Here is a 23,456-nt window from a genome sequence, read left to right as displayed (position 1 = left end):
GCCGAAAATCACTAAATTGATTTTCCTTGTTAATTTTACAACCCCAAAAAGCCATTTCCAAACCTAGTAGGTTTGGAAATGGACTGAGGCAGCGTTAATCGCTGCCTTTCTTTTTGTGCCACAAGTTGGCAAAATTAGTTATTAAAACCTGTTATTGTTGGGAATAATTATCAATTAGGAGCTGTTCTAATGTTAGAAAAAAAATATGGAATTCTATTGGTAAATTTGGGAACGCCCGATGCCCCAACAACAGCAGCCGTTAAACGCTATTTAGCTGAATTCTTAACTGACCGGCGTGTTATCGATGTTTCACCATTGATTTGGAAACCTATTTTACATGGTGCTATTTTGCCAATCCGCGCTTCCAAAGTGGCAAAACTTTATGGCTCAATTTGGATGGATGAAGGTTCGCCATTATTGGTTTATTCACAGCGCCAGAAAGAAAAATTATCTGCATTTTTTCCTAATACGCCGATTGAGCTGGGAATGACTTATGGCTCGCCGTCAATAAAGAGTGCTATCGACAACTTGATTGCACAAGATGTGACGGAATTAGTGGTTTTACCGCTGTATCCGCAATATTCATGCACCACTACCGCCGCCGTTTATGAAGCTATCACACGTGCTTTTAAACCTATGCGGACTATCCCGTCAGTGCAGTTTATTCGTAGCTATGCGACGCACCCAGCGTATATTCAAGCCTTAGCGGAATCTATTGAAGCCAGTTTTACGGAACATGGTGAGCCGGATAGGTTGATCCTCTCTTTCCACGGTATCCCGCAGCGTTACTGCGATTCAGGGGATATTTATGATAAAGAGTGTGAGCAAACCACAGAATTATTAAAGCAGGCCCTGAAATTTCCAAGTGACCGAGTGTTAATGACTTACCAATCTCGATTTGGTCGTGAACCGTGGTTAAGCCCATACACGGATCAGACGATGAAAAAGTTACCGTCAGAGGGGGTTAAGTCAGTTCAAGTGGTTTGCCCTGGTTTTTCGGTGGACTGTTTAGAAACCTTAGAAGAAATTAGCGAACAAAATAAAGAATTTTTCTTACATAATGGTGGTGAGCAATATCGTTATATTCCTGCACTGAATGACAGCGATATCAGCATCAATATGATTCAGTTAATTCTGAAAAATCACTTAGAAAGAGTGATTTGATAGGTAATTTCATAAAGAAGGTTAATGGTTATATCCAAAACTTAAATTTTGACTATAATTATGACCTCAATATTCAATGGTTCAATTTAGAGTGCGTTGTTTGGAATTAACATGACTGAAAAAACCAATTTATCTCCAGAATTAAAAAAACAGCTAGAGCAAGATCCGCAATATAAATTGCAGCACAATGATGAGATCGATCTCATGGCGCTGGTAGCGGTTCTGTTCAAGAATAAATTATTGATTATTATAGCAACAGTCATTGTTACCGCATTGAGTATTGGGGTTGTCAAAATGTTACCTCAGAAGTGGACGAGTGAAGCGGTTATTATTCCGCCAACGTCTGAAGAGGTAAAAGAAGTTAATGAATTTTCAGCGCGCTTAAATGCATTAGGCATGGAAATTGACTTGGGTTCTCAGCGTATTTATAACGAATTTATCGTTCAATACCGTTCTAAAGTTAACCAAGAAGCCTTCGTTAAAAGCACCGATTATTTTAAAACACAGCTCGAGAAACTCGATAATAAAAACGATCCGCTTGAGGTTCAACGTTTAGTGAATCGCATCATCGCGGATTCGATTAAATTGAAATATAACGGTAAAGAAAAAGACAGCGACGATAGCGACGTCGTTCTGTCATTTACGGCACCAACAGCGGTTGAAGCCCAAGATTTAATGGATGGGTATATTCGTTATACGGCGAGCCAAGTCCGTAAAAAAATGAAAATGGATGTGGATAATGCGATTGCACGCCAACTGATTTATAGTGTTGAAGCATTAAAACAAGATACTAACAAAATCCAGATTGCTTATGATGTCAAAATTGAGCATTTAAAACGTGCTATTACTATTGCGAAAGCCGCTGGAGTTGCACGTCCAATCGCAAGGGATTCTGTTGCCATCAATGATGACCCTGATTACCCAATTGCATTAGGTTCTGAAGCGTTGGAAGAGAAACTGGGCATCGAATTAAAAAACCGTGATTTAGCGTTAATCAGTGAGAAACTGCAAAATGCGCAAGTGTACATTGATAATTTAAACTCATTGACGACCACTGAGTTAGAGTTTGAACCCGTCAGATTTATCATGACTCCAGATTTACCGATTGCGAAAGATTCACCTAAATCGATGCTGATTGTCGCATTAGGCGCTATTCTTGGCTTTATTATGAGCTGTGCGTTTGTGCTAGGTCGTGACCTATACCGTAACTATAATCAGCAAAATACTCGTCGTAAGTAATCACTCTAAAGCGTTATAAATACCTAACCGGCACCTTTTTATCGAAGGGTGCCGGTTTTGTTTTATCGTGTTAGAATACGGAAATGTTCCTTTTTTAATGTTCCCAATATGAAATTCCCCGGTCAACGTAAATCTAAACATTACTTTCCCGTCTCTCTCAGAGATCCTCTTTTACAACCGATGAAAGAGATGCTCTCTGATGATGAAAACTGCAAATCGTATATTGTGGGTATCGACCAAACACTCGTCGATATTGAAGCCAAAATTGATGATGAATTTATTGAACGTTATCAATTAAGTAAAGGTCACTCTTTAGTCATCGAAGATGATGCGGCTGAAGCGCTCTACAAAGAGCTCACCGATAAGAAACTGATCACCCATGAGTTTGCAGGCGGTACAATAGGGAATACGCTCCACAATTACTCTGTCTTAGCCGATGACCGCTCCGTCTTATTGGGTACGATGTGCAACAATATTCAGATTGGTAGTTATGCTTATCGCTACCTTTGCCATACTTCAAGCCGTATGGATCTAAACTACTTACAAGGGGTAGATGGCCCTATCGGGCGCTGTTTTACGCTTGTCACTGATAACGGTGAACGTACGTTTGCTATTAGCCCAGGGCATATGAACCGCTTACACCCCGATAGCATTCCTGAAGAGATTATTGCAGGGGCATCAGCGCTGGTATTAACGGCTTATTTAGTGCGTTGTAAGCCGGGTGAAACCATGCCGGATGCGACGATGCAAGCTATCCATTATGCGAAAAAACATAATGTTCCCGTGGTACTGACATTGGGAACCAAGTTTGTTATCGCTCAAGATCCACAATTCTGGCGTGATTTCCTTAAAGAAAATGTCTCAGTGGTCGCCATGAACGAAGATGAGGCCTTGGAATTAACTGGCTTTAGCGATCCTCTATTGGCATCCAATATGGCATTGGATTGGGTTGACCTTGTTTTATGTACAGCGGGGCCTTCAGGGCTGTATATGGCTGGCTTTACGGAAGAAGAATATAAACGTAAAACGCAGCATCCATTACTGCCGGGAGCTATTGCTGAATTTAACCTGTATGAATTTAGCCGTGCGATGCGTATGCAAGATTGCAAACAACCTCGTCGAATTTTCTCTCATATTGAACCTTATATGGGCGGTCCAGAAAAAATCATGAACACCAATGGCGCGGGTGATGGGGCGTTATCTGCGTTACTGCATGATATTACGGCTAACTCTTATCACCGTTCAAATGTGCCGAATTCCAGTAAGCACGAACGCCAATATCTCACATACTCCTCACTGGCGCAGGTGTGTAAGTATGCGAACCGTGTGAGTTATCAAGTGCTTTCTCAGCATTCACCGCGCTTAACTCGCGGGCTACCAGAAAAAGAAGATAGCTTAGAAGAGTCCTATTGGGATCGCTAACTTGACGTTGGTAGTTAGAAATAAATAACACAGAAATTAAAAACACCTCGAATGAGGTGTTTTTGTTTTTATCATGATGAGAACTATTAAGCTTCTTTGGCGATCCCCGCAGGGTGCTCAGCTTTAACCGCCTCAACGGCTTTTTCATCTTCTTGTTCATAGCGCATAGCTTGTGGAACAGAGATTTTAATCGCAATAAATACCGCTAAGAAACCACCCACTAATTTACCTAACAGGATTGGTAGCACCAATGTTGGTTGGAAGTTTGCGGTAAAGGCTAAGTGGTCGCCAATTGTCGCTTGAGCACAGACTCCAAAGGCCACGCACAATACTTTATCCCTTGCACGCATTTCTTTGAATAAGTGGTAAGTTGCAATGATATTTGCCATCACCATGATGAAACCCAGTGAACCCGTATCGCTCAGCTTTAATCGACGGCTGAGTGCGCTGACTAGCGGTTTGCAGTAGCGTTGGAACAGGTAGCAGATAGGGAATGTACCTGCGAGCATGATCCCGATATAACCTGCAATCTCGATCGCACGGAATAACTCATTTTGATCGGCAAATAACGGATCGAATCCCCAAGCCCCAAAGACTTTACTAAATACGCCTGTAAAATGTTCCACAATGGAGAAGGCTAATACTAATTTTACGAATGCATCCATGATCTTACCGAAGATCAAAAAGCCTGTAACCATTAGCATTGGACGATATTTTAAGCCGGCTGCCAGCAAGAAACAGAAAACGAATAGCGGCATTAAATATTGCAGCATCGTCAAGAAATCAAGGGTGAGCTGATGCGTGGCGGGGGAGTTCGTCGAAATAATATCGCGAACCGGGATATTATTGAGTGTGATCAACAGCAATGAAGCCAGTACCCCGAATGGGATTGAGATCAATCCTGCCATTGCCCCTAAGGCTAAATATTTGTGATCTTTACGGTTCAACATCGTTAAACCAACAGGGATCAGATAAACAATGGTTGCACCAGAGGTATAACCGATCAACATCGCGGTGATCCACATATCACGATTCGTGGTTAAGGCATCGGCTAACTGATATCCGCCCATATCCACAGCGATAATAGACAGCGCTGCAATGGAGACATCTGAGCCTACTGAGCTAAATATTGGCCCTAAGATGTAAGATATTAATTGTGAAAGTAGTGGAACGGCTGCCATGATCCCAGCTTGAGCGAGAAACACGGGACCAATAGAAAAAATACCGTTTACAAACTCTTTTCCGAGGTCGCTGGCAGGCCTGACAATCGATGCAACGGCACCAATCACGGCACCGCACATGATTAAGTAGATAATATAGTTTCCGAATTCGGCCATAGTAGGGTTTCCTTTCTTTTTTATTGTTGGAAGAATTAATTTCTGAGCTGGCGAGAACGGGCAATAATGTCGCGATACTGTTCCATTACGCCTTGCATGTTGGTTCCATCAGGGCGTGTGACGCTAGTATTGCGCCGTATCGCCATTTCATGGCTTATTCCCAAACCTTTACGAGCAAGCAAGGCAGCCCCGAGTGCTGTGACTTCACGATTTGCTGGTGCTTCAATGTTTTTTTGTAATAAATTAGCTAAAAACTGCTTAAAGTACTGATTTGACGATAACCCTCCATCGACTGAAATGGACTGACCTAATGGAGAGATTTTCTCCATTGCGAAAATAACTTCGGCGGAGCGGGCGGCTATTCCTTCTAAGACTGACTGCATCATATCTTTCTTATCGGTATCTAATGAGAGTCCTGCCCATAGGCCAGCAGCGCTGCGATCCCAATAAGGGCAACCTAAACCTGAGAGCGCAGGCACAAATGCTAAGCCACGTTTAATCGCGGATTCATCGCGAAAATCTGAAAGCTCATCAAAATCCTCAAATAGACCGATTTTACGTGCCCAGTTGATTGCTGAGGCGGCGTTATACACGCCACCATCTAAACCAAAAACAGGGGCTTCTCCTGGAAATTTCCAGCAAAGTGTGGGTAATAATCCGCTTTGATGAGTTTGTGGGATATCGCTCCCCGTCAAGGCTTGCAAAAATGCGCCAGTACCAAAGGTAATTTTGGCATCCCCTTTTTGGCGACAACCATGACCAAAGGTTCCTGCAAATTGGTCGACAATAATCGCGGTGACTGGCGTGAGATGCCCGTCGAGATTGACGGCGCCAAAGTCACCAATATTGTCGCGCAGTGGTGGCAAGCAGTGGATTGGTACACCAAAAATCTCACACAGCTGTGGATCCCACTCTAGCGTATGAATGTTGAGTAAAGAGGTACGTGATGCGGAGTTATAATCCGTCACGAAAACATCGCATAAACGATCAAGGAAAAATGCATCCATAGTGCCTATGCGTAGGCGGTTTTTATCCGCAAGGGATTTGGCCCCCACCACATTCTCCAAAATCCACCCCATTTTACTGGCCGAGAAATAAGGATCTAAGGGCAGTCCCGACTTTGCTTGGACAAGCGGTTCAAGTCCCGCATCTTTAAGTTGCTGGATGGTTTTTTCAGTACGCAGATCTTGCCAAACAATTGCGTTATAAAGGGGGCGCTTAGTCTGAGCATCCCACGCAACAATACTTTCGCCTTGGTGACAAATACCAATAGCATCAACGACTTCACAACTATTCAGACACTTGATGATGTTTGTTAGGATCTCTTCAGGATCGTGCTCAACCCAACCACTGTTTAAGGTGATTTGCTTGTGTGGAATACTCATCGGGGAATGGTAATGGCCGCCTTCTTCAAAGACGACGACCCGGGTTCCCGTTGTTCCCTGATCGATAGCGGCATAACGTTGATTGAGCATCGCTGAATTTCCCAGTGTTATAAATGTTGTAAATAGGTTTGTTTTTTTGCTTACTATCGTTTAATCGGAAATAAAATCCACAAAAAACTCACAATAACTTCTGTGAATGTGAGAACTGTCACAATAAGATAACAATGTGAGAAGTGTTTGGGGTGTTATTGTGATTTGTGTTGTTTTATTTATTGAGGTTGTGGGAATTATGTGGTTTTATGTGTCCAAGTTTTATATTAAGGATTTCAGCCATGAATGCTAATAATAAAAAAATGTGGGATGTCATTGTCATCGGTGGGGGTGTCATTGGCTGTGCAGTGACCCGAAAATTCACATTGATGGGCGCTAAAACACTGCTGTTAGAGCGTGGTGGCGATATTTTATCAGGAGCAAGCAAAGCAAATAGCGCGTTGTTACATACCGGTTTTGATGCCACACCAGGGACATTAGAATTGGAATGCATGCAAGATGGGTATCAGGAATTCATTGATATTAGAGAAAAAATGAATTTGCCGTTACTCAAAACTGGCGCGTTAGTCGTGGCTTGGAACGAAGAGCAGCTCAATAAGTTGCCGGGCATTGTAGAGCAAGCACACACTAACAACGTCATGGATGTGGGCATGATAGATAAAGAAGAGCTTTATCGTCGAGAACCCCATTTGGCGGAAGGCGCTCTGGCAGCGGTTGAGGTTCCAGGTGAATCGGTAATTGATCCATGGAGCACGCCACTGGCGTATTTAACTCAAGCCGTGAAGCACGGAGCTGAATATCAATTCCATTGTGAAGTGACTGCGGGTGAGCTAAATGGGGGAATTTGGACATTATCCACATCAAAAGGTGAGTTTTCTGCCCGATTAGTGATTAACTGTGCTGGGATTAATGGGGATATCGTGGAATCGATTTGCCACCCATCTCCATTTGAGATTAAACCGCGTAAAGGTCAGTTTTTGGTATACGACAAAGCGGCGGCGGCCGATATCAATGCGATCATTTTGCCTGTACCCACAGCGATTACTAAAGGTGTCCTGCTATCGAAAACCATTTTCGGCAATTTACTGTTAGGTCCCACAGCGGAAGAACAGCAAGACCGCTGGAAAGCGGAAGTGAAGCAAGAGGTTTTGCAAGATTTAATCGACCAGGGCTCACGCATGTTGCCATCACTGCATAATTACAGTGTGACGGCCACCTATGCGGGATTACGTCCTGCCACGGAAGAAAAATATTACCGAATTAATGATTACCCCGAAAGGCAGTGGATTTGTGCTGGGGGAATTCGCTCAACGGGCTTAACGGCTGCGTTGGGGGTCGCCAATCACTTAGGGAAACTTTACCAAGAGAATTTTGATGCATTATTTGAGCTATCACCGCCAACTGAATTAATTTGGCCTAAGATGCCGATGCTCTCTGAATATGATGAGCGTGATTACCAATGCAAAAATAATGGTGGCATTGTATGCCACTGTGAATTAGTGACTCAACGAGAAATTGAAGCCGCGTTTGATTCTGACATTCCACCAGAATGTTTAGGCGCACTTCGTCGTCGAACTCGCGTCATGATGGGGCGTTGCAACGGTTTTTATTGTAGTAGTCAGGTCGCTGAAATTATTAATGACCGCTTTGATAATACCTTAGCGGTGGAGGCAGTGAAATGAGCTTAAATTACGATGTGATCATTATTGGCTCAGGGCCGGCAGGTATCGCGGCAGCACAAACATTGCGTCGCCGTGGTATTCACAATATTGCGATTTTAGAGCGTGAAGCCCACGCGGGTGGTGTCCCACGTCATTGCCAACATCCCACTTTCGGTTTGTTAGTATTCAAACGCCCAATGAAAGGCAACCAGTTTGCGGAAAAAATTGTTAAAGACTTGGGCGATACACCAATACTAACGCGTTGCACTGTGACGCAATTACAACCTAATGGCACTTTAACAGTCACAACACCAGATGGGGTGGTTGAAATGCGCGGTAAGCGTATTTTGATTGCCACAGGCGTTCGAGAAACGCCACGTCATCCTCGATTGGTGTCAGGCTTACGTCCTCAAGGTATTTTAACCGCGGGTGCACTGCAGCAATTTGTCTATTTAAAAGGGCAAAAACCGTGTTTGAACCCAGTGATCGTTGGCAGTGAGTTAGTCAGTTTCTCCGCATTATGGACATTAAAAAATGCGGGCGTAAAAGCCAAAGCCATGATTGAAAGCGGCGAACGAATTCTGGCATTCAAACCTGCCTCATTGTTTGCTAAAGCCATGGGAACTCCAGTGTATGTGAATAGCAAAATTACGGAAATTGGTGGATTAGAGCGCGTGGAATATGTGATGGTGGAAACCGCAGGACAAATACGCAAAATTGAGTGCGACTCCGTGATTTTCACAGGGGGTTTTGTGGGTGAAAATACGCTAATTCGTAAAAGCCACCTGAATTTTGAGGCCAATACAGGCAAACCCGTCACTGACCAGCGTAGCCGCTGTTCGGATGGCAGCTATTACGCGGCGGGTAACATGCTGCATCCTGCGGATATGGGGGATCAGTGCTATCAAGAAGGGGTGATCACCGGCGGGTATATTGCGGATGATTTATTAGCTAATCATCATCAAATGGATGTACAGCAAGGAAATAGATTGCCTGTTCGGTTTGCTGAGCCAATTCGTTTTACGGTACCTGCATGTATTAATATGTCCGAAAATACGGCGAAAAATGTGGATTTCAACATTCAAGTCAACACGGCAATAACGGGAACAATCCGTGTGATGGCGGGTAATACCGTGCTGTATGAAAAACGTCGTCGCTGCTTACCGACACGTCGTATTTTGCTGAAAAATATCGATTTAACAAAAATCCAAGCGAGTGCTACTGAAATTACTGTCACTGTTGTATAGTGCTGGAAATGTTAAATGGTCAGAAGGATTAAACTATGTGTGAGGGACGCTCCTCAAAAGTACGACACCAAACCATCATTGAGATGTTATCGACTCAAGGTCAGGTGTATGTACAGGAGCTTGCAACGCATTTTAATGTGGCGCAAGAAACTATCCGCCGTGATCTGAGCAAGCTTGAAACTCAAAAATTATTGAAGAAAGTTCACGGTGGGGCTGTCAATATTCAGTCCAAATTTGAGCGTAATTTTACAGAACGAGCGCAAGCTGCTGTTGATGAAAAGAAAGCGATAGCAGCAAAAGCAGCGGAATTAATTAAGCCCGGAGACACACTGTTTATTGATTTTGGTACGACGACCTTTGAGTTTAGCCAACGCATTAAGTCGATTGATAATATTACGGTGATAACAAACTCACCGTTGTTAGCGAGCACATTGCAGGAAAACCCGACCATCGAAACGATTTTGATTGGTGGGCAATTTAATGCGGCACAAAATGCCTGCTTAGGCGCAATCGCATTAAAGAATATTACGGAATTTTTCGCGGATTATGCGGTTATCGGCGCTGGTGCTTTTCATCCTCAGCATGGTGTAATGGATCAACACGTTGATGAGGCAGCCATTGCGCAAAAAATGCAGGAAAATAGCGATAAGCTGATGGTGTTAGCTGATGGAACAAAAGCCCATAAGCATGCGATTAATTTTGTGGCAGGATGGGAGAATATCGATTATCTCATTACTACCACTAAAGACTTTAAATTAGCTGAAAATAAAAAGCGCCCGAAAACCAAAATTATTATTGCAGATATTCTGTAAGCCATAGAAATCAAAGTATTACTCATTTAATTTATACCCTATGGAAAATAATTCATTTATTTTTCATAGGATTACTTTGCTTAAAATTCGTTAAATACGACACTAGGAATTAAAATGAAACTCTATTTTATTGCGTGCCCATACTCTGATTCTGATAGTAATGTTGTGGAAATGCGTTTCCAAGCTTGTACCCAATATGCCGCGGAATTAGCGCTTAAAGGAATTGCAACTTATAGTCAAATTACTATGACTCATCCAATCAACCAGTACTTAGCCTCTCAAGGGCAAAAAGTGGCATGGTCAGAGATTGATATGGCGTTTTTAAAGCGCTGTGATGGTTTGATTGTTCTGACGCTGGCGGGATGGGAAAAAAGCAGTGGTGTTGCCGCAGAAATTCAATTCTTCAAAGATAAAGGTTTACCCGTGTGGACGGACAGTGAATTTGCGGAACAAATGCTGAATTCATAATAAAAAAAGCCGTAACGTTAATCAGTTACGGCTTTTTTGTTTTCAATTAAAAATAAACTTAATTGATAATGAACTTAGTGGCTCGGTTTTAGATATTCATCCAAATTTTTACCCTCTGAGTTGTGATTATCTTTATCCTTATCATCCGGGATAGAGCAACCAAATTCGGCCACATCATTGCACATTAACGTGGTGATAGATTTTGCAATCTCATGTTCACCAATAATAATGTGGTCTGCACCGCGCTCTCTAATAAAGCTGACTTCATCATCATAGTGGGCGCGTACGACCACGGTGATATTCGGGTTCAGCTCTTTGGCGGTAGCCACAATTTCACCTGCTTCATAACCGTTTGGAATGGTCAGTAACAGGGATTTTGCACATTCAATGCGGGCCAGACTTAGGATATCTTTACTTGCACCATTACCTAAGATGGCACAGAAACCATTTTCAGCCAGCTCTTCAAAGCGTGCACGGGTATCTTCAATCATCACCAATGGGATTTCACGACGACGCAGTTTATCAGCCAGCATGCCGCCAACACGACCGTAACCAACTATCACTGCATGACCACAAATATCCACAGGGATCTGAGTCTCTTCTTCCAGTGTTTCTTCCAGAAGCTGTTCTTCGATGGTCTCGGTTTTTTCCAGATATTTATCCAATAGGCTGAATAACACTGGGTTTAACATGATAGAGACAATCGCACCGGCTAATACCAAGTTTTGCGCGTCTTTATCCATGACTCCGAGTGCTAGACCCATACCGGCCAAAATAAAGGCAAACTCACCAATTTGTGCCAAACTGACAGAAATGGTTAATGCGGTACGGCGTGAGTGCCCAAACATTCGTACGAGTACCAGCGCGGCGGCGGATTTACCAATGATAATGATACCGAGAACAGCGAGGATCCCTAACGGTTGCTCAATGAGAACCTCTGGGTCGAATAACATCCCGACAGACACGAAGAACAGTACCGCAAATGCATCACGTAACGGTAAAGTATCCTGAGCCGCACGATGGCTCAGCTCTGATTCATTTAGCACCATGCCTGCGAAGAATGCACCTAGTGCGAAGGAAGCGTCAAAAATCGCGACAGCAGCATAGGCGATACCTAATGCAAGCGCTAAAACCGCAAGCGTAAACAGTTCACGGGAACCTGTTGATGCCGTGCGAGATAAAATCCATGGGATAACTTTTCGCCCGATGACAATCATAATGACAATAAAGGCAATGACTTTACCTATTGTCCATCCAAGGCTCATGGCTAATTCGCCAAAACTGGCTTCATTGCTATCCATGATCCCTGCGGCAGCAGGTAACAGTACCAAGGCGAGAACCATGGCTAAGTCTTCAACGATCAGCCAGCCAATAGCGATTTGCCCGCGTTGGCTTTCAATCAGTTGTCGCTCTTCAAGTGCGCGTAGTAATACAACGGTACTGGCGGTTGAGAGACACAGACCGAAGACAATTCCCGTAAATACGCCCCAACCGAATAACATCGATAAGCCAAGGCCTAATAAAGTCGCGACGGCTATTTGAGCGATGGCGCCGGGGATGGCAATCGATTTTACGGCTAATAAATCTTTTAATGAGAAATGTAGACCAACACCAAACATCAAAAGAATAACCCCAATTTCAGCGAGTTCAGGGGCTAGGGTGGTGTCTGCAACAAAGCCGGGGGTAAAAGGACCCGCTAACACACCCGCGGCAAGATAACCGACAAGTGGCGAAATTTTTAAGCGCTGCGCGAGCATGCCTAATATATATGCAAGGGCGAGACCACCAACAATGGTTGTAATTAAGGGCGTTGAATGCTCCATTAAGTCTCCTCTGGTTTGTTTATGAATAGAAAGGTGGGTACATGCCTTTGGCTTTCAAAATGTTGATGACGTTAATCACCATTTTGAAATACAAATTGCGTGTTCATCTATTTTAGCGGTTTTGAAAACAAATTTCTTTAAAAAATTGGCTGGTTTCTAAAAAAAAATCGAGCTGATAGGGCTAAATCGTTACAAGCTTTTTATTTTAGTCGTTTTTATGGAAGTCTTTTGTAAAATAAAGGAAGTGTTATCCATACTTATAAAAATATAAGTATGGATAAAATAAGGTAATAAGGCTATTTATTGTTTATATTTGGTAACAACACAGTAAAGATACCCAATAATGGTAGAAAGGCACAATATTGATAAACTTGCTCAATACTGGTTTGGTCTGCAATATGACCCAAGACAGCAGCACCAACGCCTCCCATACCAAAGGCTAAACCAAAAAATAGCCCTGAAACCATCCCCGTTTTACCTGGGATCAATTCTTGTGCGTACACCAGAATAGCCGAGAATGCTGAAGCTAAAATCATCCCGATGATCACTGTCAGGACGCCGGTCCAGAAGAGTGACGCGTGAGGTAAAATCAACGTAAATGGGGCAACGCCAAGGATAGAAAACCAGATAACATACTTGCGTCCAATTTTATCGCCAATAGGGCCACCAATCATGGTACCCGCCGCAACGGCGAATAAAAATACAAACAAGTGAATTTGGGCGTTTTGTACCGAAACACCAAACTTATCGATTAAATAGAAAGTGTAGTAGCTGCTAATACTCGCTAAATAGAAATATTTTGAGAAAATTAAAACTAATAAAACGCTGAGAGAGCCAATCACCACTTTGCGAGGCAGTACTTTAATTTCTCCGTGAATAACGGGTTTTTTCTTTGCTGCGCGATGCTGCTGTTTATACCAACTGCTAACTTGCAAAAGAATAATAATGGCGAGTAGTGCTGCGAACGAGAACCAGCCGATGTTGCCTTTGCCATAAGGTTCAATAATCAGTGCCGCGAGTAGAGGACCTAATGATGCGCCGAGGTTGCCACCCACTTGGAAAAAGGATTGAGCTAAACCATGGCGTCCACCGGATGCCATCCTCGCGACTCTTGACGATTCGGGGTGGAAGACAGAAGAGCCTGTACCCACTAACGCAGCGGCAATCAATATGGTTGGGAAGGTTTCTGCCATTGCTAATAACAGTAAGCCCGACAAGGTAAAGCTCATGCCTATCGGTAAAGAGTAGGGTTGTGGGTGTTTATCTGTGTAATAGCCAATAATCGGCTGTAAAAGTGATGCCGTGACTTGGTAAGTGAGGGTGATCATACCAATTTGAGCGAAGCTTAGGGAAAAATCAGATTGTAATAGGGGATAAATCGCTAATATTAGCGACTGGATCATGTCATTTAGTAAGTGGGAGACACTGATTGCCGTCAAAATACTGAAAACGGTTTTTCCCGTTTTATTGGCGGGTTTGGCGCCGCCATTCGCTGCTGTTTGCTCGCTCATCATCGTCACTTTAGTTTGTTGCGTAATTGTAACCAATATAACTAATATAGAAATTATTTAAATGGCAATATGAGTGGCATAGGTAAATTGATGGAAAATATTAGTCGATCCAGATCTCATTTCTTTGTAACAGCGTTCTGTTTGTGCATAGCCACTCAGATCTTGCCGTCATTTTTATGCTATAAGACTGAGTCTATTAACACATGGCTTATTACCTCATAACAAACTACGTAATCGGTAGAGATTTCTATACCAGCAGGGAGAATGTATGAAACTGACATTTAAGGCATCCGCATGCGCATTAACTGTCTCGTTAGTGCTGCTACCCGCAGCGATGGCAAATGCGTGGGAAAAAGATAAAACCTACAACATCACTATTTTGCATACTAACGATCACCATGGCCATTTTTGGCACAATGAAAAAGGTGAGTATGGCTTAGCGGCACAAAAAACTGTGGTTGATGAAATTCGTGACGAAGTTGCGAAGCAAGGCGGCAGTGTTTTATTACTCTCGGGTGGGGATATTAATACGGGTGTACCAGAGTCTGACTTACAAGATGCTGAGCCTGATTTTAAAGGGATGAATTTAGTGGGCTACGATGCAATGGCGCTTGGTAACCACGAATTTGATAACCCGCTAGAAGTTCTGAAGCAGCAAGAAAAATGGGCAACATTCCCATTCTTATCTGCCAACATTTATCAAACCAGCACAGGTAAACGTCTGTTTAAGCCTTATCAGGTTTTTGATAAGCAAGGCGTGAAAATTGCAGTTCTGGGTTTAACCACAGATGACACGGCAAAAATCGGTAATCCGGCAAACTTCCCTGATGTTGAATTCCGTGTTCCTGCCGCTGAAGCTAAAAAAGTGGTGGAAGAGTTACGCGCAACTGAGAAACCGGACATTATTATCGCAGCAACCCATATGGGGCATTACGATGACGGCAAACATGGCTCTAACGCACCGGGTGATGTTGAAATGGCGCGCAGTTTACCTGCTGGCTACTTAGATATGATAGTGGGTGGTCACTCACAAGACCCTGTTTGTATGTCTCAAGAGAATAAAAACTACAAACAAGAAGACTATGTGCCGGGAACGCCGTGTGCGCCAGACAACCAAAATGGCACTTGGATTGTCCAAGCTCATGAGTGGGGTAAATATGTGGGTCGTGCCGACTTTGAGTTCAAAAACGGTAAATTCACTTTAAAACACTATCAGCTGATCCCAATTAACCTGAAGAAAAAAGTGAAGAAAGACGACGGTTCATCGGATTACGTCTACTACACACAGGAAATTGCACATAACCCTGAAATGACAAAATTGCTAACCCCTTATCAAGATAAAGGTGACCAGCAATTAGGCGTGAAAGTCGGTTCAGTGGAAGGCAAGCTGATGGGCGACCGTAATAAAGTGCGCTTTGAGCAAACCAATATGGGGCACTTACTGCTGGCAGCTCAAAAAGAGCGTGCAGGGGCGGATTTTGCCATCATGAGTGGCGGTGGCGTGCGTGATTCCATCGAAAGCGGCGATATCACCTATAAAGATGTCCTGAAAGTTCAGCCATTTGCTAACGAATTAGTGTATGTGGACTTTAAAGGCGAAGAAGTTCTGCCGTACCTGCAAGCGGTCGCTAACATGAAACCTGATTCTGGTGCTTACGGTCAGTTCTATAATGTGAGCCTGACTCTGAATGCGGATGGCACAATCAGCGACGTGAAGATTGATGGCAAACCAGTCGATAAGAACAAAACTTACCGTATGGCGACATTAAACTTTAACGCGATTGGCGGCGATGGTTATCCAGCTATCGATACTCATCCAAACTACGTGAACACTGGCTTTGTGGATGCGGAAGTGCTCAAAGGCTATATTGAGAAACATTCCCCATTAAAAGCTGCTGATTACGAGCCAAAAGGCGAGATTGTTTATAAAAATAAATAATCCGGACTAGTGACTGGAATCGGTAATTAAAAACATCGAAATCTTGGTTTTAGATATAAAGCACTCAATGAAAATTATCGAGTGCTTTATTTTTCTGCTTACTGATGACTTTTTATCTCCGGTGGGTTCAATGAGACCTAAACAGGGAAGGCTTGTACCAAGCAAAGAAAAAAGATCCCAGTTTTTGTTTGGCTGATCTGTTTAGCTAACATATCGATCACTATTTCTTATTTTTATTATAAAAATCATCGCCACAAACGGCTGTCGTAAATGTATCTTAGAAAATCCAACTAACAATTTGTAATAATTACATTCACTCAAATCGCTGTTCACGTCCTTCAGTATCCTTACGTTCATGGACTCTTTCATTCTCTATACAGCGAGTCAGTTTTTCATTTACCGACTTTGCAGCTATAGAAATGTCGGTACGCTTATGGGTAATTAGCTGGCTAATTGCATCTGCTCTACATTGCATTATATTAGCCAGACTACCAGACCAACAAGAAGGAGTCGTACACTCTGCAAATGCCTCTAAAACAACCTTTGGTTCAGGTGCTAGTTCTAATAATTTAGTTGCCACCTCAGACAAGATCGTTGCTGATGTAGTCTCATCTTTTACCCAAAGGTTTATACCTGTCGCTACAGCCGCAAATATGCTGCTATCATTTTTGGTACGGCACCACTCAAGCAGTAAATCCTTATCTATTTTTTCAAGAGCAGATCCATTCCTATCATTACTACGGATAAAATATAATCGTGACTGTTTTTGCCTATCTGTCCCCTCAAAAATACGACAAAGAAATTCTTCCGGCATCAATGAAACAGTCTTTTCAATAACAGTTTCAAATGAATAAAGGTAGCCATAGCTGTTGTCAATAACATCAAAAATGGTATCTAACCACTCTAGTTTTTCTGGTTCGTTACCATCAAAACGTAAAGCAGCATTAATCACACGCTCCATGTTATAATCGCTCATACTACCAGAATCATTATCATTCCTCTTAAGTCGTGATATTCCAGCTTTTAGGCCCAGTAATCTAAATTCAGCGCCAAGAATATCGATTGATTCGTCTTTGTCATGTAACCTCATGCTAAGGCCTTCTAGAACTACATCATCGCCGTTTGGCTTGCTTAAAAGCCTTGAAGTAAGGTCAAGAATGCACTCCCTAGGTAAATCAGCATATTTAGCCGCCCACAAGATTGCTCCGTACATGAATGGGTTAATATCTGAATCATCTAAAATTGCGATGCAGCGATTAAAATCATTTATAGTGAATTCTTTCCAGGGATGTAAATCGACCAATACCTTTTTAAGCTCACTATGTTGTGCACATTGATCCAGTATCTCCTGCGCTAATTCCCTATTTATAGAATCAACTTCTTCAATAAATCCCTTAAAAACTGAGAAATCTGTATTAATTTCGGGATATTTTTTCAACTCATCAACAAGATTCTGCCAATAGATTTTCTGGTCGCAAGTTCCTTTAGCTAACCCTTTCCCAAACGCAGCTCGATAAGGCATCCATTCTGAAGAAAACAAATTAGAACCTAGCTCATAGAGCTTATGATTTGAAATAGCAAAAATTTTACCTAGTCGTTGAGCATTAGCTTCAAGCCGTTTTTGAGCGTCTGTATATTTATCGCCAGCATTATGATTAAAGTCATTATCAAGAGCCCAATAATTCCTTCCCCCACTTAAGACAAAAGTTATTATTTTTGAAATCAAGTTATTAGGTTCTAACTCTTTCTCTAAGACCACGAGGTTATTTGGTATCTGTTTTAAATTTTGACTATCTTGGCTCTTAGAGTAATTAAAATAAATAACTGAACGAATCGCCTTCCAACCTTCACTCCAAGGGGTATGAGCATGTAACTTACGAGCTGCATCGACAAGTATTTCTCTCATCGCTTCTTGATGCCACATCCCTCTAAATTGATTCGCTAGAATCTGCCGGGCACTATTTTTCAATTCTAGATCATTCGAATTTCCTAATTGTAATGCAACATTAATAAAAGCATGACGCCAGTCAATCAGTTCATTGTAGTTAGGTTCAAATCCAAAATCTCTTGGCTTAGCCCCAAACTCATACAACCCAATTCCTGACCAAAGCCCACCGTTGAGAGCTGTAGAAAGCATTTTTAGCCCTAAAGATCTACGAGCAATGGTATCTGAAATAAGACATTCATTTAGAATCTTAATACGTTGTTCTATTGAAGCGTGAGTGCCTGATAAATACGGCTGGAAGAATTTAGTGAGCTTCTGTCTTGCATCATCGTGGTTACTACTTTCTTTTTCATCATCAGCAATGCTAATTAATAACTTAGCACATAGCTCAAAGTTTCTAGGCTCATATGCTAATGCTTGTAATAGTTTGAGAGTCGTTGTTCGGCGGGGGTCGTAGTGCGTTAACTCGTTGAAATTAGAGCTAGTGAGTACTATCTGAATTCGGTTTAATAACGCATCAGGTGCCACCGGAGCGATATATTCCAACATTCTTATTTGCGAATCATCTAGCTCTAAAATTTTCCCTAACAGTCCTTCAGGTTGTAACCAACCTTCAACAATCTCGATGGCTACAGAATGGTCATGTAACAATCCTAACCGATGAGCAAATGACATTAATAAACGTTGATTGTTCGATGCTTCAAAGGTTGCCCTAAGCTGTTCGGTGGGGATGCTATCAAGTGCTGATGATGCTAATCTGTTCGCAATAGCATGAGGTAAAATAGCTCGCCAATGAGCTCTTTTTTGTACAATATGCCTATCTATTAATTTTTTGACTGTGCGGAATAATTGGTTTTTAGAATACCCAGAAAGAGAGCTCAATACTTCTAATTCACTTTCCCCTACATCGGGATCAGAAATCGAAAATGAATATACTAAAGATAATATTTCCGCTTGCTCCTTTAAATCGTCATTCTGGTGATTACGCTGATCGAATAAACGGTTAAACAATTGAGCGTCGGATAGTTGAGCCAAACTTTCCCCCTCTTCCACCCTCTCAGCAATTGCCAAAGAGATCCTTGCATTACCATCGGCGAACTCTGCTATCCTACGAGCATTATTCTGGCCTATATTAGGAAAACGACGAAGCAGTAATTTTTCAGCGACTTCCGGTCCAACTGTCTCTATGTGAATTACCTCTGTGGTCTGTGGCTTATCATCCCTAATATCGTACTCAATAGTAATGAGTTTTACATTGTCACATGCAGTAGAAACCCTTTTAGCCAAGTCTGCATGGAGGTCTGATGGACAATTATCAAGGATCATAATTGAATGTCGGTTTTCAGAAATAAGCCTCTCCAACATGACTGTAGCCGACGGCTCTGGTTTAGCACCAGTATCAACATAAACAGCAATTGTTCTATCAAGAGCATCTGTTCCAACTGTATTTACAGTTTCATCAAAAAGCGCCTGTACGATACGCGTTTTTCCTACCCCAGATAACCCAGTAATACGAATTGCTTTATTAGTCGTTCGTACAAGGTCTCTCATCGGTCCGATTGCATCTTCAATACTAAGATTCTGACCTTTTCCTGATGGCAATGAGATCTTCACACCTTGTGCGAAAATTATAGTATCTACCGCTCCTTGCGGTGGATTGCTCCATGCCCCATACGGCTGCCAGCCAGAGTATCCTCGACCCAACTTCCTTTTCACCCATAACATCACTGACGGATGTTGGCGTACCCACTGAGTTAGCTTAGAACGGTCATAGAAGCTTAAATGCAAATTACTGCCATTAGGGTCTCTATTCACTGCATCCTGCATGGCTTCAATACGGTCTTTTAGCATTGGAGGAGAGCAATCATCAGCTAAGCTGACAATAATATAACTTCCTCCTTGTGCAGCTAATAAAGAAATCGTTGATGACAGTTTCCCACCAGTAACCATCTCTTTTGTAATAGCCATTTTTGGCATTGAGTGTTTTTTTGATTGAAGGATCGTATTCGGTCTTTCAAGAAACCCTGTAGTTAATTGCGCTACAGGAACATTAACATGAACATCAATGCCATCATCTGGAGCATTGATTGAGCCAGACCAATTTACCCTAGCGGGGCTATGACCATGTGCTGCTACCTCTGCCTCAGAAAGACGAGCGATTAGTTCTTCTAACTGAACATCAGATAGCCCGAGTAATTCATCTTTTTCAATATCAAAAATGGCCATGTTTTAGTCTTTTCAAGGAAAATATTGGCGATTAAATCGCCGTAAGTGAAACTATTATATCAAGTTGGACTAATAGTGCATGCTATAGGGTATGGAATGACAACCTGAATTGAGTTTATCAAAGATTAAATCAAGGTTTATCGTAGATAGTTAGAAAACTCTAAGTTGGCGTGTCTCAATTAATGGGGAGTGGACAGTAGTTTTAGAAATAAAGCACTCGATGAATTTCATTGGATACTTTATTATTTTTAAATTAGGGAGTTTGTATTTTAAGTGATTTTATCATTGTGGATGAATTCTTGCTGTTTTACTTAGCTTTTCGAGGATAATTATGAACTACCAAGTTGTTCCTTTTTGGTTATATTCAGGGCAAATTGCTTTCTTGGTGTTATGTGCATTCGTTCTTGGTTTCTTGGATATGAATGCCTTTGCTTTTTACCTATTATTCATGGGTATTGCTTGGCAGCTTTTTGTTTCTTTAAATATTCATTCGATGAAAGAAAAGTATCTCATCTTGAAAGATTCTGACATTGCAAACTGGTTAGTCTATATCAATGGGATACCCGTCAAAGAAGCACGAAAAGAGCTTAAAAACCCAAGCTTTGCTATTGAAAAAGATGCAGTTAACTTTTTTTTATGGCGTTTTATGGCTAAAGGTATGATTCAGCTATTTTTTATTGTATTGCTTATTTATCAATACATATCTAGTCATGGCTCAGCAATATTGGGTATTAAAATTACATCTATTATTCTGTTAGCTCTTATTGTTCTTTTTTTATGCTATTCACTTTTTAGCACAATAAAAAATATAGTTTTTATCAAGCAGGGTAAGCAAGTTATTGAAACATTAGTATCGCCAAGTAGTTCACAATGGTATCAAGTTCACTTTACTTATGATGACAAGTTATTGGTACCTGCACTTTCTAGGTTACTTTCAATATAGATAAATACGTAGATGAAATTGGCAGAAAATGAATAGTTTCTGCCAATAAGTTTTTTGACAATAAAGTGTTTAGCGAGTATTCACTAATACACTGAAGTGAGAAATTAAGCCTTCTTAATATCCGCAAAGCTGGCATTTAGTACACTTGCCAGATCGCTTGGGGCGAGTTCTAAATCCAAACCACGCTTGCCGCCGGAAATAAACATAGTTGTAAATTCTTGGGCTTGGCTATCAATTACGGTCGGAAGGCGTTTTTTCTGACCTAATGGGCTGATCCCACCCAGCAAATACCCCGTAGTTTTTTGGGCAATTTGCGGGTCGGCCATTTCGACTTTTTTGACTTTAAATACCTTGGCGACAGATTTGAGATCGAGCTGCCCAGAGACTGGAGTGACAGCCACGGCTAAGGTTTTTTGATCGCCATTAAGCGCGACTAATAAGGTTTTGAAGACTTGCTTGGCATTTAAGCCTAATTTTTGGACGGCTTCATCACCAAAATTACTCTCATTAGGATCGTGATCATAGGGGTGTAGCGTGAATTTAATCTTTTGTTTTTCCAGTAATTTAACTGCCGGAGTCATAATTATTCCTTTTCTTTTTTCATGACTGGGTTTTATCAATTATCGTTTCGTAAATAATCAATTAAGCTCTGTTCACCAAATAAATGCAGCGCCCCCACGGCGACAACATAATTGCCCGTAGGCAAGGTTTTCAGCTTGCTCGCCCATTCCTGATTACGCTGGGTCATCAGCACATTATAAACCCCTTCGCTAAAGGTATTGGGTAATGTAACGCAATTTTCCGGTTGAAAATCCAGCCACCAGCTGATCATGGTTTGCAAGGAGCGGGCATTGGCACGCCAATGGATTAAGGTATCTTGCAATAATGGCAAACCATCATCGGGTAAATCGAGCAGTAATTGCACTTGGGAGTCTACACCTTCTAGCTCGATGATGGGCTTATTTTGGGCTAACGAGTTATGGATCAGTTGGTAGTCAATCCCGTAGTGACCTCGTAAACCCAATAACTGCGCTTGGGTGGCTTGCATGGTCAGGGCGACTTGCCAAGAGGGAAGGTGGTCAAATTGAGTTGGGGGTTGGCGTATCTCTTGGCAGTACTGCAAAAACAGGGAAAATTCGGCGTCCGTTAATCGCTGTGAAATTGGTGCTATCAAGGCTGTAGACGTTGGAAAAGGGGAGTTTGCTTGAGTGATATCCGCCTCAACAATCAGCCCATCTGCGTGGTTGATTTTATCGAGCAAGGTTGCGGATAAGGGAAACATATTTTCAGTTCCCATATGAATACTGCCAACAATGTGCAGCTTTATATTATTAGGTAAGCGAACATCAACAGCAGGGTAAGGATAATTCGGTGCCACTCCCCGATGTAGCCAACTCTTTAAGTTTTCGAGTAGTTTTCCCATTTGATATTTATCCTGATTTAACGACTGAGACAAACAGAGTAAACAATCTTGTGGGAATTTGCGAATTACACCGCACGATATTGTCTATTACTAAAATAATGTCTATTACTAAAATAATGTCTATTACTAAGCAGACGAATTGCAGATAAAAAAATAGCGCCTCATCATTAGGCGCTATTTATTATATTACGTGAGCCATTATGCAAATTAGTCTTTGCGCTTTAAAAGGCTTAATAGAGAGAATAAACCAAACGCACTGAAAATTAATTCGATACCGATTAATGCGGTTAACAGCGCAATTGAGGTAATCGGACCATTGCCAATTAATAAGTAAGCAATAAAGAAGTCCAGAACCCCGATAATAATCTGCATCCAACCACCCGCAGATTTAATTTGCTGGATACCGGCATATAGGCGCATTACCCCGCCAATAATAAACAGCGCTGCAATCACCATTGCCATGGCGATTAAGCCCTGTAAAGGCTCTTTGATAAAAGCATAACCGACGATGCAGTAAATAATCCCGATGACAAATCCAAAGAGACGAGACCAACCTGTATAGATAGTGGTGCTCAGGATGCTCACAATGGCACCGACGCCACTTAAGATTAATAACACGCCCACAATAGCACTGACGGCAATACCAGAGGCAACCGGATTAGCTAAACAGGCGATACCACCTAGCAGTAATAACACGGCGAGAACCGCCAAAATATTACGTTGCTTTTTCACATCACCATTGGCTAAGTTGGTGAGTTTTTCGCGATTAATATTTAACATGGAACCCTCAAACAGTGAAAATAATTAAAATCACTTAATTATAGAACAGGAATGATGAAGTCACTGAGGTATTCGGGCGA

The 23,456-nt window shown here is 42.0% G+C and carries 17 protein-coding genes; 9 read left to right on the top strand and 8 right to left on the bottom strand.

Annotation, left to right across the window (positions count from 1 at the left end):
• The first annotated feature begins 189 nt into the window (after positions 1 to 189).
• From hemH to GKR48_RS06955, 3 genes are all read left to right on the top strand, one after another.
• Positions 190 to 1,164: a ferrochelatase gene (gene hemH, locus GKR48_RS06965; protein ID WP_154627552.1), complete on the top strand. Its 975-nt coding sequence runs from the start codon at positions 190 to 192 to the stop codon at positions 1,162 to 1,164.
• Positions 1,165 to 1,275: 111 nt separating this feature from the next.
• The gene (wzz(fepE), locus tag GKR48_RS06960; protein WP_154627551.1) at positions 1,276 to 2,403 is read left to right on the top strand and encodes an LPS O-antigen length regulator Wzz(fepE); all 1,128 of its coding nucleotides are present in this window, start codon (positions 1,276 to 1,278) and stop codon (positions 2,401 to 2,403) included.
• A 108-nt stretch (positions 2,404 to 2,511) separates the two neighbouring features.
• Positions 2,512 to 3,825, top strand: a complete 1,314-nt coding sequence (locus tag GKR48_RS06955; RefSeq protein ID WP_154627550.1) for an inosine/guanosine kinase — start codon at positions 2,512 to 2,514, stop codon at positions 3,823 to 3,825.
• Between the two features lie 86 nt (positions 3,826 to 3,911).
• Here GKR48_RS06955 and eutH read toward each other — a convergent pair whose 3' ends face one another.
• Together eutH and GKR48_RS06945 are read right to left on the bottom strand one after the other, a co-directional pair.
• Positions 3,912 to 5,162 (bottom strand): ethanolamine utilization protein EutH, encoded by a 1,251-nt coding sequence (gene eutH / locus GKR48_RS06950; RefSeq protein WP_154627549.1) that lies wholly within the window; start codon positions 5,160 to 5,162, stop codon positions 3,912 to 3,914.
• Positions 5,163 to 5,197: 35 nt separating this feature from the next.
• Positions 5,198 to 6,637 carry an FGGY family carbohydrate kinase gene (locus GKR48_RS06945; protein ID WP_154627548.1) on the bottom strand — a complete coding sequence of 480 codons (1,440 nt, stop codon included), beginning with the start codon at positions 6,635 to 6,637 and terminating at the stop codon, positions 5,198 to 5,200.
• Between the two features lie 242 nt (positions 6,638 to 6,879).
• Here GKR48_RS06945 and GKR48_RS06940 point away from each other — a divergent pair, with 242 nt between their 5' ends.
• From GKR48_RS06940 to GKR48_RS06925, 4 genes are all read left to right on the top strand, one after another.
• Positions 6,880 to 8,280, top strand: a complete 1,401-nt coding sequence (locus tag GKR48_RS06940) for an NAD(P)/FAD-dependent oxidoreductase (RefSeq protein WP_154627547.1) — start codon at positions 6,880 to 6,882, stop codon at positions 8,278 to 8,280.
• Positions 8,277 to 9,506 (top strand): NAD(P)/FAD-dependent oxidoreductase, encoded by a 1,230-nt coding sequence (locus GKR48_RS06935; RefSeq protein WP_154627546.1) that lies wholly within the window; start codon positions 8,277 to 8,279, stop codon positions 9,504 to 9,506. The genes GKR48_RS06940 and GKR48_RS06935 overlap by 4 nt, the downstream gene beginning before the upstream one ends.
• Before the next feature lie 35 nt (positions 9,507 to 9,541).
• Complete coding sequence (locus tag GKR48_RS06930) at positions 9,542 to 10,318, top strand: DeoR/GlpR family DNA-binding transcription regulator (RefSeq protein ID WP_154602441.1); 777 nt, start codon at positions 9,542 to 9,544, stop codon at positions 10,316 to 10,318.
• A 114-nt stretch (positions 10,319 to 10,432) separates the two neighbouring features.
• On the top strand, positions 10,433 to 10,786 hold the full coding sequence (locus GKR48_RS06925; protein WP_154627545.1) for a DUF1937 family protein: 354 nt from the start codon (positions 10,433 to 10,435) through the stop codon (positions 10,784 to 10,786).
• 74 nt (positions 10,787 to 10,860) lie between these two features.
• Here GKR48_RS06925 and ybaL read toward each other — a convergent pair whose 3' ends face one another.
• Both ybaL and GKR48_RS06915 read right to left on the bottom strand, forming a co-directional pair.
• Positions 10,861 to 12,609, bottom strand: a complete 1,749-nt coding sequence (gene ybaL / locus GKR48_RS06920; RefSeq protein ID WP_154627544.1) for a YbaL family putative K(+) efflux transporter — start codon at positions 12,607 to 12,609, stop codon at positions 10,861 to 10,863.
• Between the two features lie 296 nt (positions 12,610 to 12,905).
• A complete protein-coding gene (locus GKR48_RS06915; RefSeq protein WP_154627543.1) occupies positions 12,906 to 14,120 on the bottom strand; it encodes an MFS transporter in 1,215 nt (404 codons plus the stop codon).
• A gap of 268 nt (positions 14,121 to 14,388) precedes the next feature.
• Between GKR48_RS06915 and ushA the strand changes: the two genes are divergently transcribed.
• Positions 14,389 to 16,059 (top strand): bifunctional UDP-sugar hydrolase/5'-nucleotidase UshA, encoded by a 1,671-nt coding sequence (gene ushA / locus GKR48_RS06910; RefSeq protein WP_154627542.1) that lies wholly within the window; start codon positions 14,389 to 14,391, stop codon positions 16,057 to 16,059.
• Between the two features lie 313 nt (positions 16,060 to 16,372).
• Here ushA and GKR48_RS06905 read toward each other — a convergent pair whose 3' ends face one another.
• The gene (locus tag GKR48_RS06905; RefSeq protein WP_154627541.1) at positions 16,373 to 20,230 is read right to left on the bottom strand and encodes a hypothetical protein; all 3,858 of its coding nucleotides are present in this window, start codon (positions 20,228 to 20,230) and stop codon (positions 16,373 to 16,375) included.
• 331 nt (positions 20,231 to 20,561) lie between these two features.
• Between GKR48_RS06905 and GKR48_RS06900 the strand changes: the two genes are divergently transcribed.
• Positions 20,562 to 21,173 carry a hypothetical protein gene (locus GKR48_RS06900; protein ID WP_154627540.1) on the top strand — a complete coding sequence of 204 codons (612 nt, stop codon included), beginning with the start codon at positions 20,562 to 20,564 and terminating at the stop codon, positions 21,171 to 21,173.
• A 104-nt stretch (positions 21,174 to 21,277) separates the two neighbouring features.
• On the opposite strand, the gene ybaK is transcribed toward GKR48_RS06900, so the two are convergent.
• The 3 genes from ybaK to GKR48_RS06885 all read right to left on the bottom strand — a co-directional run bounded on the left by ybaK (position 21,278) and on the right by GKR48_RS06885 (position 23,376).
• The gene (gene ybaK / locus GKR48_RS06895; protein WP_154627539.1) at positions 21,278 to 21,754 is read right to left on the bottom strand and encodes a Cys-tRNA(Pro)/Cys-tRNA(Cys) deacylase YbaK; all 477 of its coding nucleotides are present in this window, start codon (positions 21,752 to 21,754) and stop codon (positions 21,278 to 21,280) included.
• Positions 21,755 to 21,789: 35 nt separating this feature from the next.
• Complete coding sequence (locus tag GKR48_RS06890) at positions 21,790 to 22,596, bottom strand: TraB/GumN family protein (RefSeq protein ID WP_154627538.1); 807 nt, start codon at positions 22,594 to 22,596, stop codon at positions 21,790 to 21,792.
• Positions 22,597 to 22,803: 207 nt separating this feature from the next.
• Positions 22,804 to 23,376 (bottom strand): HdeD family acid-resistance protein, encoded by a 573-nt coding sequence (locus GKR48_RS06885; protein ID WP_036952163.1) that lies wholly within the window; start codon positions 23,374 to 23,376, stop codon positions 22,804 to 22,806.
• Positions 23,377 to 23,456: the final 80 nt, after the last annotated feature.

Origin of the sequence: Providencia sp. wls1943 (genome assembly GCF_009706275.1) — a bacterium.
GTDB classification, from domain to species: Bacteria; Pseudomonadota; Gammaproteobacteria; order Enterobacterales; family Enterobacteriaceae; genus Providencia; species Providencia zhijiangensis.
Note: the sequence above shows the minus strand (reverse complement) of the source record. Positions and strands in the feature narration are given on the sequence as shown.